The organism is Ruegeria sp. CH5, assembly GCF_056537025.1.
The window spans coordinates 179,110-194,309 of the sequence record NZ_JBQFQT010000004.1 but is presented as its reverse complement, the minus strand read 5'-3'; the positions used below and the strand labels follow the sequence as shown (position 1 = coordinate 194,309).

Annotated in this window: 12 protein-coding genes; 2 read left to right on the top strand and 10 right to left on the bottom strand. The window is 62.2% G+C overall.

Annotated elements, in window-relative coordinates:
• The first annotated feature begins 20 nt into the window (after positions 1–20).
• Complete coding sequence (locus ACR0JC_RS13930; RefSeq protein ID WP_480763972.1) at positions 21–2,138, top strand: type I secretion system permease/ATPase; 2,118 nt, start codon at positions 21–23, stop codon at positions 2,136–2,138.
• On the top strand, positions 2,122–3,432 hold the full coding sequence (locus tag ACR0JC_RS13925; protein ID WP_170341370.1) for an HlyD family type I secretion periplasmic adaptor subunit: 1,311 nt from the start codon (positions 2,122–2,124) through the stop codon (positions 3,430–3,432). The genes ACR0JC_RS13930 and ACR0JC_RS13925 overlap by 17 nt, the downstream gene beginning before the upstream one ends.
• Here the strand turns inward: ACR0JC_RS13925 and ACR0JC_RS13920 are convergent, their stop codons facing one another.
• The 10 genes from ACR0JC_RS13920 to ACR0JC_RS13875 form a co-directional block, all read right to left on the bottom strand.
• On the bottom strand, positions 3,433–5,199 hold the full coding sequence (locus ACR0JC_RS13920) for an ABC transporter ATP-binding protein (protein ID WP_170341368.1): 1,767 nt from the start codon (positions 5,197–5,199) through the stop codon (positions 3,433–3,435).
• A 213-nt stretch (positions 5,200–5,412) separates the two neighbouring features.
• Positions 5,413–6,114 (bottom strand): response regulator transcription factor, encoded by a 702-nt coding sequence (locus tag ACR0JC_RS13915; RefSeq protein WP_170341365.1) that lies wholly within the window; start codon positions 6,112–6,114, stop codon positions 5,413–5,415.
• Positions 6,114–7,979 (bottom strand): PAS-domain containing protein, encoded by a 1,866-nt coding sequence (locus tag ACR0JC_RS13910; protein ID WP_437342837.1) that lies wholly within the window; start codon positions 7,977–7,979, stop codon positions 6,114–6,116. The genes ACR0JC_RS13915 and ACR0JC_RS13910 overlap by 1 nt, the downstream gene beginning before the upstream one ends.
• A gap of 107 nt (positions 7,980–8,086) precedes the next feature.
• On the bottom strand, positions 8,087–8,845 hold the full coding sequence (locus tag ACR0JC_RS13905) for a methyltransferase domain-containing protein (RefSeq protein WP_170341360.1): 759 nt from the start codon (positions 8,843–8,845) through the stop codon (positions 8,087–8,089).
• Positions 8,842–9,459, bottom strand: a complete 618-nt coding sequence (locus ACR0JC_RS13900; protein WP_170341358.1) for a pimeloyl-ACP methyl esterase BioG family protein — start codon at positions 9,457–9,459, stop codon at positions 8,842–8,844. Before ACR0JC_RS13900 ends, ACR0JC_RS13905 begins: the two co-directional genes overlap by 4 nt.
• Entirely contained in the window at positions 9,456–10,742 is a 1,287-nt protein-coding gene (bioA, locus tag ACR0JC_RS13895; RefSeq protein ID WP_170341356.1) for an adenosylmethionine--8-amino-7-oxononanoate transaminase, read from the bottom strand. Before bioA ends, ACR0JC_RS13900 begins: the two co-directional genes overlap by 4 nt.
• Positions 10,739–11,359, bottom strand: coding sequence for a dethiobiotin synthase (gene bioD, locus ACR0JC_RS13890; protein WP_170341354.1), 621 nt, complete (start codon positions 11,357–11,359; stop codon positions 10,739–10,741). The genes bioA and bioD overlap by 4 nt, the downstream gene beginning before the upstream one ends.
• Positions 11,356–12,486: an 8-amino-7-oxononanoate synthase gene (locus ACR0JC_RS13885; RefSeq protein ID WP_170341352.1), complete on the bottom strand. Its 1,131-nt coding sequence runs from the start codon at positions 12,484–12,486 to the stop codon at positions 11,356–11,358. The genes bioD and ACR0JC_RS13885 overlap by 4 nt, the downstream gene beginning before the upstream one ends.
• Positions 12,483–13,463: a biotin synthase BioB gene (bioB, locus tag ACR0JC_RS13880; protein WP_170341349.1), complete on the bottom strand. Its 981-nt coding sequence runs from the start codon at positions 13,461–13,463 to the stop codon at positions 12,483–12,485. Before bioB ends, ACR0JC_RS13885 begins: the two co-directional genes overlap by 4 nt.
• A 116-nt stretch (positions 13,464–13,579) precedes the next feature.
• Positions 13,580–15,196 carry a bifunctional aspartate transaminase/aspartate 4-decarboxylase gene (locus ACR0JC_RS13875; protein ID WP_170341348.1) on the bottom strand — a complete coding sequence of 539 codons (1,617 nt, stop codon included), beginning with the start codon at positions 15,194–15,196 and terminating at the stop codon, positions 13,580–13,582.
• Positions 15,197–15,200: the final 4 nt, after the last annotated feature.

The window sequence follows — 15,200 nt, the reverse complement described above, 5'->3', positions numbered from 1 at the left end:
GCAGCCAGCCTCGTACATCCTTGCCCCTCACCAACTTTGAGGAATGTCTGCTGCATGTGGCGGCAGAGCTTGGCCGGCCATTGACCAAAGCCAGCCTTTTGGCGGCCCAATCCTCGGTCTCTGGTGGGTTGAAGGTGCAGGACGCGATCGCACTGGCCCATGACCATGGATTGCAGGCGGGCTTCGGGCCGCGCCGGCTGTCGGAGTTTGATCCCAGCCTCGCACCGGCGATACTGTTGCTCGAGGACCAGCGGGCCGTGGTCTACCATGGCCGTTCGAAGTCTGGCCGTCTGTTGATCCACGACCCAGAGCTTGGAGACAGCATTAGTGAGATGGATGAATGCCAGCTCGACGCCGTCTATTCCGGCTATGCGATGTTGTTTCGTCGAGCATACTCCGAGGAAATCAAAAACAACCCAAGCCAACCAAGCCGTCACTGGTTCCGATCAGCGCTTGTGGCCAATCGGTGGTCGTATTTGCAGGTTGCTCTGGCCGCGGCTCTGACGAATATTCTGGGGCTTTCAACCTCGGTTTTCATCATGACCGTTTATGACCGGGTTCTGCCAAATGAAGCCGTGGAATCTCTGGTCGCCTTGACCATCGGTGTCGGCATCGCGCTGTTTTTTGATTTTGTGCTGAAGATCTTGCGCGCCAGTTTCATCGACAGGGCAGGACAGAATGCGGACATGTTGATGGGACGGCGTGTTTTCGATCAACTTCTGAATATCCAGATGAAGTCCCGAACCGGCTCAACCGGCGCCATGGCGAACACGGTGCGTGAGTTCGAAACACTCCGCGAGTTCTTCACGTCGGCTACGCTGGTCATGGTGGTTGATTTGCCGTTCATCGGTCTGTTTTTGCTTACGATCTACATGGTCGGCGGACCGCTGGTTCTGATCCCAGCTCTCGCCGTACCAGTCGTGCTGATCGCCGGGCTCGCCATTCAGCCGCTTTTGTCCCGCTTGGCGGAACGCAGTTTTTTGGATGGCCAGTCAAAGCAATCCGTGCTGATCGAAACTCTGGCCGGTCTGGAAACGATCAAGACGACCACTGCGGCCGGCACGATGCGGCGACGCTGGGAAGAGGCGATCGAACGACAATCCGGCAACAGTGTTCGGTCGCGTGCCATCACTCAATTCGCATTGAACCTGACCGGTTTCACTCAGCAGGCGGCCCAGGTCCTGATCGTATTTTATGGTGTTTTTCTGATAGCGGACGGCCTGACCAGCATGGGCGCTTTGGTCGCCTCAGTGATGCTGACCGGACGGGCTTTGGCACCTCTTGGTCAGCTGTCTCAAACACTGACTCGGTTCAACCAGGCGCGCAGTGCATACCGGAACCTAGACGCAATGATGCAAGCCGACAGTGAGCGGCCGTCGGGGCGCACCTGGATCAGCCGCGCCAACTTCAAAGGGCGTATCACGTTCAACAACGTGTATTTCGCCTACCCAGACCAGGATGAGGACACACTGAAAGGCGTGTCCTTCGACATCAAACCGGGGGAAAAAGTTGCGATTCTCGGCCGGATCGGATCAGGAAAAAGCACCATCGCAAGACTGCTTCTGGGATTGTACCAGCCCCGTATCGGTTCGGTTCTTTTGGATGGGATTGACATCCGCCAGATTGATCCGGGGGACCTTCGGCACAACATTGGGTCGGTCCTGCAGGATATTTGGCTGTTTTCGGGCTCGGTCCGCGAAAACATTATGGCCGGTGCGGTCCGCCCGTGCGACGAAGATGTAATCCGGGCCGGGCGCATTTCGGGCGTCGAAGACTTTGTATCGCGGCATCCCAGCGGGTACGATCTGATGCTGGCCGAACGTGGCGAGGGGCTCTCGGGCGGGCAACGTCAGACGATCGCCCTAGCCCGGGCATTGATCGGGCAGCCGCCTGTCCTGTTGCTGGACGAACCCACCAGCGCGATGGATCTCAAGAATGAGGCAAACATCATTCAGCGGCTGAAAGCAGCGGCTGCGGATACGACTATGGTCATCGTTACGCATCGGGCCAGTCTGTTGGAACTGGTCGACCGGGTCATCGTGATCGAAAACGGCAAAGTGGGCGTTGACGCCGTCAAGTCAGTTCTCACCAAACGAGCCAAAGACGCGCGGGGGCACATGAATGTCGCGGCATCCTGACCTTGCAAGATTGGCCAGCGAAATGAACGGCGGCTCGGGGTTTCGCGGTTCGGTATTGCTGCTGGCCATAATGGGCTGCATGCTGACGGCCGGCGTCTGGGCTTTCGTCACCGAACTGGACGACGTGGTCCGCGCGGACGGTCGCGTCGTACCGTCAGGCGACGTTCAGGTGATCGAAGCAACCGAACCTGGGGTTCTTCAAGCTGTTCATGTTCAAGAGGGTCAAATCGTCGACAAGAACGCTTTGCTGATGGAATTGGACGCGACACAAGTCGGCAGCGAGTTGGACACAGAGCGGCAACGGGCATTGGGACTAAGGTCGCGTATCAAGCGATTGCAGGCCGAAATTGACGGATCCGATTTGCGGTTTGAGCCCGAGCTTGTGCAACAAGCACCGGACGTCGTTCGCTCGGAAACGGCTCTTTATCTCGGCCGAAAATCGGAGTTGGCCGACGAGATCGCCATTCTGGAACGCCAACGTGAGCAGAGGCAGCGCGAATTGGAAGAGGGGTTGGTGGACCAGGTCACTGCAGAAGAAACACTCAAGGTCCTGTCCGAAGAGCGCGCTTTGATGGAGCCTCTGGTCCGCCGCAAGATGGAACCTGCGACAACTCTGCTGGCCCTGCGACGCAGCGAGGCGGAATGGAAGGGGCGCAAGGTAAGGGCCGAGGCCGCTGCAAACCGTCTGGAAACCGGGCTGAGTGAAATCGATGACCGCATCACGGCTACCAAAAGCCGGTTTCGCAGCGCGGCACTGACCGATCTTGCCATTGCCACTGCACAGCTTGCTGCGCTTGAGCCCGCCCTGCCCGCTTTGGAGAACCGCGCGGCGCGCGCGCAGGTTCGTGCGCCAGTCCGGGGCATCGTAAACCGAATCCACCGCACGACTTTGGGCGGTTTGGCTCGCAGCGGCGAGGATCTGGTCGAAATCGTTCCGCTGGACGACAACCTGCTGGTCGAAGCCTACGTCCGTCCTGACGACATCGCATTCCTGCGCGCGGGTCAGCAGGTCAAGGTCAAGATCACCGCATATGATTTTGCCAGATACGGCGCGCTGGATGGCGAAATTGTTCGCATCGGTGCGGATACGATTACACGGTCAGAGCGGCAGGACGAGGAAGTCTTCGTGGTCGAAATCCGAACCAGCGGAACCTTGTTGGACACCGATGGCTTGGCGGTAGAAATCATACCGGGGATGATCGCACAAGTTGACATTCTGGCCGGCCGGAAGACCGTTCTCGACTACCTCATCCAGCCTGTTCTCAAGGTAAAGAACCAGGCTTTGCGGGATTGATTATGCGGCCGGTGTCTTGAATTGCTGATCAAACAGGCGGCGGAAGCTACCGTTCTGTTCCATCAACTCATCCAACTTGCCCTCTTCGATCACCTGACCATCCTGGACAACCATGATCTTGTCTGCCTCAAGCACGGTCGACAACCGGTGAGCAATGACGATCGTGGTCACGTTCTCCGTCAGCTTATCCAAAGCCTGCTTCACCAGTGCCTCGGACTCAGCATCCAACGCGCTGGTGGCTTCGTCGAGCAGCAGAATTTCAGCCTTCCGAAGAATGGCGCGGGCAATTGCCAGACGCTGTTTCTGTCCTCCAGACAGAAACGCACCGTTCTCACCGACTTCGGTGTCGTATCCCTTGGGCAGCGACATGATAAAATCATGCGCATGCGCGGCTTTGGCCGCATCGCGAATCTCGTCCTCGGTCGCATCGGGACGGGCATATCGCAGGTTTTCCATGACCGTCGCGGAGAACAAAAACGTATCCTGGCCAACATAAGAAATCTTGCGCCGCAATGAGGCAAAGCTGACATCCTGCAAATTCTGTCCGTCGATCTCGACATAGCCTTGGTCAGGATCGTAGAACCGCATGATGAGCCCGAAGATGGTCGACTTGCCTCCACCCGACTGCCCCACCAAAGCGGTTGTCTTTCCGGCCTCGAAGGTCAGGTTCATTCCATTGATCACAGGCATGCCGCCGCTGTAGCCAAAGGTGACGTTCCGCAGGCGTACCTCGCCGGGACCGGACCGCAGCTCTTGCGGTTGCGGGCTTTCGCGCATTGGGTCTTCCTGATCCAGCAGTTCGAACATCATCTCGATCGGAACCAACGTGGATTCGATGGTCACGCGCATCCGGGACAGCCGCTTGGCCGGTTCATAGGCCATCAGAAGCGCCGTGATGAAGGACATCAGCTGACCCGCGGTCGGCGGTTCAGTTCCGGCAATTCCCATAGTGCTGACGACCAACACGCCGGCAACGGCAACTCCGGCAAGGAATTCCATCATCGGGCTGGCGATGGACTGCAGCTTGGCAATTTCGTTCGATCGCTTTTCGACGCTTCTTATGGCCGAGTTCATCCGCTCGGTCATTCGATCTTCGAGTGCGAAGACCTTGATGATTTTGATCCCGGCCGATGTTTCCTGCAGAACCCGGATGATTTCGGCCAGTGATTTGAGCTCAGATTGCATGATCGAGCGGACGCTTTTCAACAGATAGCGCACGCTCAGCAGCGCGACCGGCCCAACAATGAAAAACAGCCCCGAAAGCACAGGCTGCTGGTAAACCATCACAAAAATGAGACCCACGAGCGTCAGCGCATCCCGAACGAACGTGGTCACGATCACGTCGACCAGCGTCCGCGCTGCCCCCGCGCCCCGGGTCACACGCATCAGAAGGTCTGAAGACTCGCTTTTGGAAAAGAAATCCACCCCACGCCGAAGCAGTTTTTTGTACAACTTCTCCTGCTGCTCGGCGATGATGCGGTTGCCGGCGCGCGCCAGAAACACGGACTGGACGTAAGATGCCAGCGCCTTGACCAGGAACAGCACGATTACTGCCGACGCGATGATATGAACCTGAGACCGCATGTCAGGCGACGTCATGGCATCGACGATGTTTTCCATCATCCAGGCCGTCCCTGCGGTGGTCGCGGCAACGATCATCATGGCAAACATGGCAACCGCATATTTCTTGCCTTGCGCCCGTAGGCTGTCACCCACCAGCCGACCGATATGGCCGGATCGCCACTTGGCCCAGGTTTTCCTGATCATAAGGGTCTCCAAATCAAGCTGACGCTTTCTTGCGCGTCAGCGCAGAGTTTGCAAGCTGCCATAGTTACGCGCTTCAATACCGCACCGCAAAGTGTAGCCGGCAGAAGTTAAGGTCACTTCAGCCAGATTTCCAGAGGCAGCCCAAGAAACAAGACCGCGTCACCAGTGGTCTGGTTCGTCGTCGTGCAGGTCAAATCCAGCCCGCGGAATTGGTCAATCCCATGCGACATCCCCCAGAAAGATATACCCCGCGCCGTATATCGTCTTGATAAGGCGCGGGTTTTTCGGGTCTTCACCAAGCTTCGTGCGCAGGCGGGAAATACGCACGTCCATCGCCCTGTCAAAGCTTTCACCGGCTGCGCCACCCAGTGTTTCCTGCATCTGCGCGCGGCTGATCAAGCGTTTGGGACTTTCCAGAAACAACCGCAACACTTCGCCTTCGGCATGGCTGAACGGCGTTTCAGCGCCGGTATCGGACTCCAACACATAGCGATCGAAATAGGCGGTCCAGCCGTTGAACCGGGCCACATCCGAATGGTGTTGCTGTGCCTTGGGCGCACGCAGACGGGCGCGGATGCGGGCCACCACCTCGGCCGGGTCAAAGGGTTTGGTGATGTAGTCATCGGCCCCCAACTCCAGTCCCGTTACCCGGTCTTGCACCTGCGCTCGCCCCGAGATTATGATGACCGCCGCCCCCTGTTCCAGCGCTAGCCGGTGCACCAGTGCCAACCCGTCTGTATCCGGCAGCGACAGGTCCACCAGGCAGACATCGGGCGTGACCCGTTTCAGAGACGCTTCGAATTCACGGGCGCGGGCAAAGCTCTGCGTTCTAAACCCGGCATCCTCAAGCGCCTCAGTCAGAATCCGGCGGATTTCGGGTTCGTCGTCCAGAATGGTCACCAGGGGTTGGGTCATCAGGCGGCCTCGGTTCGGATCAGCGCGGACAATTGCGCGCGGGTGAAGGGTTTGCGCAAGACCGGCGCCTTGGCAAGAGCCTGACGGTGCAGCGGATCATCATAGGGCAACGAGGTCATCAGGATCACCGGGATCGGCAGAGCAAGCCGTTCGATCAGATCAATGCCGGTGGCAGCGCCCTCCAGCCGGATGTCCGACAGGATCAGCGAGATGTCGTCCAGGCTGGTGGCCAGGACCAGCGCCTCATCCGCCGAGGTCGCCTCGATCACCGACAGACCCAGATCGACCAGCATGTCGCGGAACTGGTGGCGCAGATCGTCGCTGTCTTCGACCAGCAATGCCAGGCCCGACTGGACAGGCGGCGCGGGCCGGTAAGGCAGCCGCAGCATTACGGATGCGCCCGAGGGCGTATTGCGCAGTTGCAGGTCTCCGCCTGCCAGCTTGACCGTGTCATAGACCATCGGCAGGCCCAGCCCCGACCCCTTGCTGCCCTTGGTGGTGAAAAACGGGTTCAACGCCTTGTCCAGCGCATCCGGCGAAAACCCCGGACCGGTATCGGATACGGTGATTTCCACCCAGATCCGGCCGATCGCATGGGCACTGATGGTGATCTGGCCGCTGCTTCCGCAGGCGTCGCGGGCGTTCAGCACCAGATTCAACAACGCGTCCTGAACCATGCCCGGGTCCAGCATCAGCGCCTCGTCCGGCAGATTGTTGACCACCGACAGCCCCACCCCACGCGGGAGCGAAGGCGAGGCCAGCACCCGCAGATCCTCAAGCAGGCCGCGCATGTCGGTGGCCTGCGGCTGCGGGGTGCGGTTGCCGGTCATGTCGGCGATGCGGTTCAGCAGCTGCCCGCCGCGCCGCGCGGTCTGCTGGGTTGCCGCGACAAGCTCGGCGGCGTCTTCGGGTAGGTCCATCTTCTCCAGTTTGGCCTGCATGCCCAGGATGATGGTCAGCAGGTTCGAGAAATCATGCGCCAGCCCGCTGGTCATTTGCGCGGCCATCGCCCGGCGCCGGGTCTGCTGCAGGGCCACGCGGGCCTGTGTTTCCTCGGTGATGTCCACCGACATGATATAGACGCCGCCCGTGCCATCGGGCGTGAACGAAACACGGATACGGCGCGAATCTTGATCCTCGGTGAATTCGAACACCGAGGCCTGCCCGCCATAGGCCTGTTGCAGATGCGGTCGGACCCTCTCGTAGGCATGCGCGCCAAGCGCCTGCGAAATGTGCAGCCCCAGGATGTCAGACGGCCGCCCCGGCAGGACCGAACTGAGCCGCCGGTTGGAATAGTCGTACCGTCCCTCAGCATCCAGATGCGCGATATGGGCCGGCATCATCTCGGTGGTCATGCGGGTGCGCGCTTCGATCTCGGTCAGCTGGCGCTTGGCCTCTTCCAGCGCGCTGATCGTGGCCGCCAGTTGCCGGTTGGTCGCCGAAAGCTCTTCGGCATGGCTCAGCAACTGGTCCGACAGCTCCTCAGACCGGCTGCGCAGCAGCTCTTCGACCCGCTTGGTGCTGGTGATGTCGGTATAGACGGCAACCCAGCCACCGGTGGGCAGCGGCGCGCCCTCAATCGAGATCACCTGTCCGTTGGGGCGCACGCGCTCCATGTAGTGCGGCTCGAACGCCAAGGCCTGTTCGACCCGGACGCTGACCAGATCCTCGACCGATTGATCGTGGCCATATTCGCCCCGGCTGGCCAGAAAATGGATCGTGTCGCTGAACAGCGCACCGGGCTGCACCAGGGCTTCGGGCAGGTCGAACATTTCCTGAAAGCGCTTGTTGCTGACCACAAGGCGCAGCTTGTCGTCATAGATCGACAGGGCCTGACCGATCAGGTTCAGCCCTGCGGTGGTCATCTCTTTGATGCGCTGTTCGGAAATGTCCAAGCCGATCCTCCCCTGGGCACAGGCCTATCACCAGTTTTCGGGCAGGTGTAGGGGGGCCGGATGCGACCGGTTGGCCCCTAACCGGGTTTGCGGGCGATAATCCAAACGGGGTGATAGGTCAGGCGCACGCCTTCGGGGCCGGAAAACGCGGCGCGATAGCGTGTGCTGAAATCGGTCAGGTCGGCGCGGGTCCAGACCTGCGCCGCACGGCCGTTCACCCCGGTCTCACGCAGGTGGCGCAGCACGTCCAACGGCGTGTCGAACCACAGCGGTTGCCGATCCTGCCACAGGTCAAGGATTTCAACCTCGGGGCCGATGCCTGCGGCCAGATCATCAGGGGCGCACAAGCCGGGCGCGCGGGCGGCCGACCCCAGCGCGGAAAGCTCGGCGTACTGGTCCGGGCCGAATCCCGAAATGGCCACCCAGCCTTCGGGTGCGACCTCGTGCATCGCGCGGCGAACCACTGCCGCCGGATCGTCCAGCCATTGGACCGTCGAGGCCGAGGCGATCAGGTCAGGCCGCGCAGGCCATGTCACATTTCGGATATCGCCTTGCAGGAAATCCGCGCCCCATCGCCGCGCGGTGCCCCGGGCCTCGGCCATCAGGTCGTTGAGCGTGGACCGGGTGAACGAAAACTGCTGGTACAGCGCCTCGGTCAGATGGCCGGTGCCGCAGCCGATTTCGAACAGGGTGCCAAATTGGCGGGGTGCCCCGAGATCGACCAGCCGCTGCGCCAACGCGCGGGCGATCCGGGCCTGCGGGCCAGCGGCGCAGTGATAGCTGCCGAAGCTGCGGCTGAAACTGCGCCGGATGCGGTCCGTCGGCATGGCGTTCATGCGAACCACTCCGCCCAGGTCTGCCCCGCCGCGAAAGGCTGGTGCGGGCCGGGGATGCGGCGCACGGTGTCCGATTGGCCCCAGGCCATTTCCTGCGCGGCCGTCGGCACGATGCGGTCCGAGGCGGAAATCCAGACCCGGTCGAATTTGGGATCGGGCGCAGGTCCGCGCGCCGCGATGGCCCGCAGTTCCTCGGCCGCCGCGGCGAAATCGATCCCGGGCGCGGGGCCATCCAGCCCGGCCCGGCGGCAGAACCGGGCAAAGCTGGCCGCGCTCAGGCCATCTGCCGTGGCTGCCACCGTCTCGGGTGCGATGCCCCGGTCGGCATCCGCCGGAAACAGCGTACCGTTGACCGCAACCTTGCGGGCGCAGGTCAGCCCGTGACCCGCCAGCCAATGCGCGGCCGACGCGACCCCGAAAGAATAGGCCAGCAGCCGGACCGTGTCGTAATCGCCGGTTTCGGGCAGGGCGTCATCGAGGTTGCGATAGTCGTCAACCACCAGAACATCCCCCGCCCCGGTCAGGCCCGCAAACGGCGCAGGCCCCAGCGCCCATCCGCCGAAGACCAGCGTCAACTGCGCTGCGCCGTCTCGGTTCAGCCAGTGCCGCCTCATGCGTCGCCTCGCGCGAGTTCGACCATGGCCGCCGTCACCCGGCTCAGCTCGTCGCCCGAGATCACATAGGGCGGCATACAGTAGATGTTGCGCGCGAAGGGACGCAGCCAGACACCGGTTTCCGGCGCCCGCCGATGGGCAATGCGCGGATCGACCGTGTGCTCCATCTCGATCACGCCGATGGCGCCCAGCACCCGCACATCGGCCACGCCGGGCAGGCCCCGCGCTGGCTCCAGTTCGGCCTTCATCTGCGCCTCGATGGCCCGCACACGGGCCTGCCAGCCGCCGTCTTCCAGCAGCCCCAGGCTGGCGATGCCGGCAGCGCAGGCCAGCGGGTTGGCCATGTAGGTGGGGCCGTGCATGAACACGCCGGCCTCGCTGTTGCCGATGCCATAAGCCACCTGTTCGGTGGTCACGGTCGCAGCGAAAGAGACATGTCCCCCTGTCAGCGCCTTGCCCAGGCAGATGATGTCCGGTGTCAACTCCGCATGGGTGGCGGCAAACAACTCTCCGGTGCGGCCGAAACCCGTGGCGATTTCATCGAAGATCACCAGAACATTGTGGGCCTGACACAGAGCTTTGGCCCGGCGCAGAAACTCGGGGTGATAGAAATACATGCCGCCCGCGCCCTGCACGACCGGTTCAAGCACCAGCGCAGCCAGCCGGTGCGCCTTGTCCCGCAGCAACTGTTCCAGAGCGTCGAGCCCGTTCTGCGACGGGTCCTCGGGCCAATCGTCGCCCAGACGTACCGAGGGGCGCGGCAAAAAATGCTGGATCGACAGCGCGCCGCGGAACAGCCCGTGCATGCCGTTGACGGGGTCGCAGACGCTCATCGCCTTCCAGGTGTCGCCGTGATAGCCGCCTCGGATCGTGGCGAACTCGACCTTGTCGGTGCGGCCATGGGCCATCTGGAACTGCACCGCCATCTTCATCGCCACCTCGATCGAGACCGAGCCGCTGTCGCAATAGAAGATCCGGTCCAGCCCGTCGGGCAGCAGGGCCACCATCTTGCGGCCCAAATCAATGGCGGGCCGGTGGGTCAGACCGCCGAACATGACATGGGGCATCCGGTCCAGCTGCTGCTGCATGGCGGCGGTGATCGCAGGGTGACGGTGCCCATGGATGGCGCACCACCACGAGGACATGGCGTCGATCATCTTCACCCCATCCTCGCGGTACAGATACACGCCCTCGGCCCGGTCGATCAGATGCATCGGGCCCGGGTCGGCCACGTTCGTGTAGGGGTGCCACAGGTGGCGGGCGTCAAATTCCAGCGGGGTCACAGGGCACCTCGGATCGTGTCCATGTCGATCGCCTCGAAGGCGTGAAGCAGGGTGTCGGGTGTCAGAGTCTCGATCCGGCCGAGGCGTCCCAGGTGGGGCACCTGCGACATCTGGATGATGGTTTGTTCGACCGCGGGCTCGGGGTCGCCGATAAAGGCCACGCCGACCACCGGGCAACCGGCGCCACGCAGCGCCATCAGAGACAGGGTCGTGTGGTTGATCGTGCCCAGGGCCGTCCGGGCCACCAGGATCACCGGCGCCTGCCAGCGGGCGAACAGGTCAAGGTAATAGGCCTGCCGGGTCAGCGGCACCATGACGCCCCCTGCCCCTTCGACCACCAGCGGGCGATCGGTCTGCGGCAGGGTCAGCCGGTCGAGGTCGATCTCGACCCCCTCGGCCTCGGCCGACAGGTGCGGCGAGGCGGGTAGGTTCAGCAGATAGGCCTCGGGCAAGACCGGTTGGCCGGACAGGCGCGCCACGATCTGGCTGTCGGTCTCCTCCTCAAGCCCCGATTGCACGGGTTTCCAGTACTGCGCCCCGAGGGCCGCGGTCAGCCCGGCGGAAAACACGGTTTTGCCGACGCCGGTGTCGGTTCCGGTCACGATCACTGTGGTCATGCGGGTCCTGCCTGTTGTTCGGCGATGGCCTGAAACACCGCCGTGATGTCCTGCGCGCCCACGTTGCCGGTGATCGAGACCCGCAGCCGCGAGCTGCCACGCGGCACGGTGGGCGGGCGGATCCCGCGCACGTCAAACCCCAGCTGCTGGAGTTTCGCCGCGCGATCCATCGTGGCCGCATCTTCGCCCACGATGACGGGCATGATCTGGCTGTGAAAACCGGTCAGGCCGCACAGACGCGCGGCCTCGGCATGGGCATGGGCCATCCGGTCGCGCGCGGACAATGTCAGGCCCGGGTCCTGCCCCACGGCCCGCAACGCGCCCCGCACGATGGCGGCGTCCAATGGCGACGGAGCTGTCGCAAAGATGAACGGCCGTGCCCGGTTGATCAGGGTGTCGATCATTTCACGCGGTCCGCAGATCAGCCCGCCGCTGGCGCCCAGCCCCTTGCCGCAGGTGTGCAGGGTCAGCACCTCGGCGTCCAACCCATGGGCCAGCCCTTGCCCATTCGAGCCGAAGACGCCAGTGGCATGGGCCTCGTCCGCCACTAGCACTGCCTGCTCGGTTCGGGCCAGTTCGGCCAGGGCGGTCAACGGGGCCAGATCGCCCTCCATCGAATAGACGCTTTCGACCGCGATCCAGACCTGGCCCGTGCCGCCCTGCGCACGCCAGTCGGCCAGCACCGCGCGGGCCGCCGAAATGTCGTTATGCGCAAAGCCACGGGTCTCGGCCCGACCCAGGCGCATGCCTTCATGCGCGCTGGCATGGACCAACTCGTCATGCAGGATCAGATCCCCGGCCGCGGGCAGAGACGAGAAAATGGCCTGGTTGGCCTGAAACCCGCCACCCATGTACAGCGCCGCCTCGGTGCCGAAAAAGGCGGCTGCCTCGGCTTCCAGCGCCTCGTGCTCGGGGTGGTTGCCACGCAGCAGGCGCGACCCGCCCGAGCCCAGCGGAACGCCCCGGTCCAGCGCGTCCTGCGCCGCGCGTTTCAGAACGTCGGACCCGGCCAGACCCAGATAGTCGTTGGACGCGAAATCCAACCCCGTACGGGGTGCAAGCCTGCGCAGCCGATGGCGCGTTTCCAGCACCTTCAGCGCATTGCCCAGCCTTGCGGTCGCTGTCATTCGGCCGCGTCCACGCGGGCCTCGGACTCCGCCTCCATCGGCTGGATGCCCAGCTTGGCGAACAGGATCGCGTCCTTGCTTTCTTCGGGGTTCTCGGCGGTCAGCAGCGTGTCGCCGGCAAAAATTGAGTTGGCACCGGCAAAGAAGCACATGGCCTGCATCTCGTCGCTCATGTCGCTGCGGCCAGCGGACAGGCGGACATGGGATTTCGGCATCATGATCCGCGCCAGCGCGATGATGCGCACGAAATCGATCGGGTCGATCGGCTTGGCGTCAGCCAACGGGGTGTCGGCCTGCGGCATCAGCATGTTGATCGGAACCGAGTCCGGCGCCTCGGGCAGGTTGGCCAGCGTCACCAGCATGTCGATCCGGTCCTCGCCATTTTCGCCCATGCCCAGAATGCCGCCCGAGCAGACCTTCATCCCCGCCTCGCGCACGCGGTTCAGCGTGTCGATCCGGTCGGCAAATGTGCGGGTGGTGATGACCTCGGGGTAATAACGCTCGGACGTGTCGATGTTGTGGTTGTAGTAATCCAGCCCGGCATCACGCAGCTGCACCACCTGGGTGTCGTCCAGCATGCCCAGCGTCATGCAGGTTTCCATGCCCATTTCCTTGACGCCCTGAATCATCGCCACCAGCGCATCCATGTCGCGCGCCTTGGGCTCACGCCAGGCGGCGCCCATGCAGAACCGGGTCGAGCCGGACTCGCGCGCTTTGCGGGCCTCGGCCAGAACGCGCTCGACCTCAATCAGTTTCGAGGCGCTCAGCTTGGAGCCGTTGCGCGCGGATTGCGAGCAATAGGCGCAATCCTCGGCGCAGCCGCCGGTCTTGATCGACAGAAGCCGCGACATCTGCACCTTGTTGGGGTCAAAATTCTCGCGATGTACGGTCTGCGCCCGATACAGAAGATCCATCAGCGGCAGGTCATAGATGGCCTGAGCGGTTTCGCGGGTCCAGGTGTTCGATGTAGCCGACATTTTATAGATAATTTTTCCCGATGATTCAGATTTACCCGGGTTTATCAATAAAGCCGAAAAACGCAACATCCGCGATGTCACAGGCGCAGAAAATGACCGTGACCGCTAACGGCGATTCAACCGTGAAGTGGCTTGTTGTTCGCCGCCCGATAGGCCTGCACATAACCGCGCGCGACCGAACGGACAGCGCGGCCGATCTGGGTGTAAGCTTCGTCCGGCAAATTGGCGAACGATACCCGCGCGGACCAGTTCGGCGCATCGAAACCGCTGCCGTTCAGCAGCACGATCCCGTAGTCCTCGGCCAGTTTGAACGCGATGTCCAACGGGTGGACGTTCTTCTTGATCCAGTCCACGACCTCTTCGCCGACGTATTTGCGCAGCCAGAATTCGAAGTCGATGATGCCGTAGTAGGCGTCATAGTGATCACCCGGCTGGACCTCGATCCCCAAGGCTTCGGTCAGTAGGTGGAACCGTCGATGCACCAGTTCGATACAGGCGGTCTGATAGGCTTTCTTAGTGTCGACCAGTTCGCAGAGCGAGAACAACGTCATCATGACCTGCTGCGGCAGGGACAATCCGGCAGTGTGGTTCAGGGCCACATCCCGGCTGTCGGCCACCAGCCTATCGACGAATTTGATTTCGCTGGGGTGCAGGCTGAGCGTGCCGTAACGCTTGTCGAGCTTCTGCTTGATCTCGGCCGGGTGCGCGGCGAGCTTTTCGTCGAAGGTATTATCCTGCGCGACGGCGATCACGCCGAGCCGCCAACCGGTGCAGCCGAAATACTTCGAATAGGAATAAACGCCGATCGTGTTGCGGGGCATGTAGCCCATGACCGAGGTGAAATCATGTACGAAAGTGCCGTACACATCATCGGTCAGGACAATCAGGTCCGGCCTGTGGTTCTCGACCAAATCCGCGAGTTTGCGCAGAGAAGCATTGCTAAGGGCCACCGACGACGGATTGCCCGGATTGACCAGAAAGAAGGCCTTGACCTTGGGGTCCTTCAGCTTTTCGACTGCAGCATCGGTCAGTTGGAACCCATCTTCCTCGTCCGTTTCAACGTGAACGGACTCGAGGCTGTAATCCTCAAGTTCGGGCATCTCGAGATAGGGCGTGAAGATCGGCGTGCACAGGGCAATCGTGTCGCCCGGGTTCAGCAGCCGGTTGGCCTTGAGCGATTTGAAGATATAGCACATGGCCGCTGTGCCGCCTTCCACCGCAAACAGGTCGAACTGCGCATCGGGACGGTGTCCGGCACACATGGCCCACATCAGGTATTCGTGGGCGATGGCGGCGTTGTGTTTCAGAATACGGTCGGGAACAGGGTAGTTGTCGCCGATGATCGAGTCCGTCAGCTCGTGCACGAATTCGTCGGCGTCAAAACCAAAGGCCCGGATGGCGTGGTCGACCACATCTAAAAGCGTGTCGGCGCCCGGCATCTCGGAATTTGCCTTGCCCCACTCCAACAGACGGTCATGGCAACCTGCCATTGCCGGCATCCCCCCTAGACCCGCCGGATGATTCATGACGCGGCGCGACTCGGTCACGGCAAACTGGCCAAGCGCAAAGAACGCTTCACGCGGGCGGGTGGCGACCCAATTGGGATTGCCCCGGCCGGCATTCAAAAAGGCGCTGTTGGATTTCCGCGCCTCGACCGAGGCCAGCTTGATCAGTTCGTCCTTGATCTGAAAGGGGCTGAGGGCTTCGTAATCGTGCAGCTTCAATCTGTCCATGACT

Bases quoted from the DNA above. Each gene is read 5' to 3' on its own strand.
- ACR0JC_RS13925 (WP_170341370.1), top strand. From the start codon at position 2,122: ATGTCGCGGCATCCTGACCTTGCAAGATTGGCCAGCGAAATGAACGGC.
- ACR0JC_RS13920 (WP_170341368.1), bottom strand. From the start codon at position 5,199: ATGATCAGGAAAACCTGGGCCAAGTGGCGATCCGGCCATATCGGTCGG.
- ACR0JC_RS13915 (WP_170341365.1), bottom strand. From the start codon at position 6,114: ATGACCCAACCCCTGGTGACCATTCTGGACGACGAACCCGAAATCCGC.
- ACR0JC_RS13910 (WP_437342837.1), bottom strand. From the start codon at position 7,979: ATGACCACCGCAGGGCTGAACCTGATCGGTCAGGCCCTGTCGATCTAT.
- ACR0JC_RS13905 (WP_170341360.1), bottom strand. From the start codon at position 8,845: ATGAACGCCATGCCGACGGACCGCATCCGGCGCAGTTTCAGCCGCAGC.
- ACR0JC_RS13900 (WP_170341358.1), bottom strand. From the start codon at position 9,459: ATGAGGCGGCACTGGCTGAACCGAGACGGCGCAGCGCAGTTGACGCTG.
- bioD (WP_170341354.1), bottom strand. From the start codon at position 11,359: ATGACCACAGTGATCGTGACCGGAACCGACACCGGCGTCGGCAAAACC.
- ACR0JC_RS13885 (WP_170341352.1), bottom strand. From the start codon at position 12,486: ATGACAGCGACCGCAAGGCTGGGCAATGCGCTGAAGGTGCTGGAAACG.
- bioB (WP_170341349.1), bottom strand. From the start codon at position 13,463: ATGTCGGCTACATCGAACACCTGGACCCGCGAAACCGCTCAGGCCATC.
- ACR0JC_RS13875 (WP_170341348.1), bottom strand. From the start codon at position 15,196: ATGGACAGATTGAAGCTGCACGATTACGAAGCCCTCAGCCCCTTTCAG.